The organism is Gottfriedia sp. ABJ_BB2_2, assembly GCF_055484705.1.
Genome location: NZ_JBVFKR010000029.1, coordinates 1 through 739, shown reverse-complemented (window position 1 = coordinate 739; position 739 = coordinate 1). Strand labels below are relative to the sequence as shown.

Here is a 739-nt window from a genome sequence, read left to right as displayed (position 1 = left end):
TTTACAATGCATCAACGGGAGGCATAGTTTTTGGAACAGCAACAATAGAAGCGTTAGAAACTTCAAAAACATTTGTGATTCCACAGCTAGGTTCTGGAGCTGGAAATGTGTACGTTACAATCAAGAAGGATGGGAAATTAGAAAGTGCGCGAACAGCACAAACATATACATCAGAAACATCACCCACTCTATCATCTAGTAATGTTACTGTAGTGAATAACTATGTAGGAACTGATGATACAATCTCAATCACTGGATTAGTAGAAGGGGATATCATTACAGTTTATAATGCATCAACAAACGGGAATATTATAACAAGTGGGACTGTAGGTGCGGGGAATACTTCATTAACATTATCAATTCCTCAATTAGGATCTACTTCAGGAACAGTGTATATCAGTGTAATTAAATACAATAAATTAGAAAGTGCAAGACTATCAAAGGCATATTCAACAGAGCCAACAACTACTGCGCCTACAGCATCTTCAATTTCAGTAGTAAATAATAAAGTAGGAATCGATGATACAGTCATGGTTGCAGGTCTAGTAGAAGGTGACCTTGTCACTATTTATAGTGCATCAACGGGAGGCATAGTTCTTGGAACTGCAACGGTAGAAGCGTTAGAAACTTCAAAAACATTTGTGATTCCACAGCTAGGTTCTGGAGCTGGAAATGTGTACGTTACAATCAAGAAAGATGGGAAATTAGAAAGTGCGCGAACAGCACAAACATATACATC

1 pseudogene is annotated in these 739 nt (G+C 37.8%); it reads left to right on the top strand.

From position 1 onward, the window contains the following. Positions 1-739: pseudogene (locus ACX6U0_RS21275) on the top strand (hypothetical protein); the annotation flags it as partial.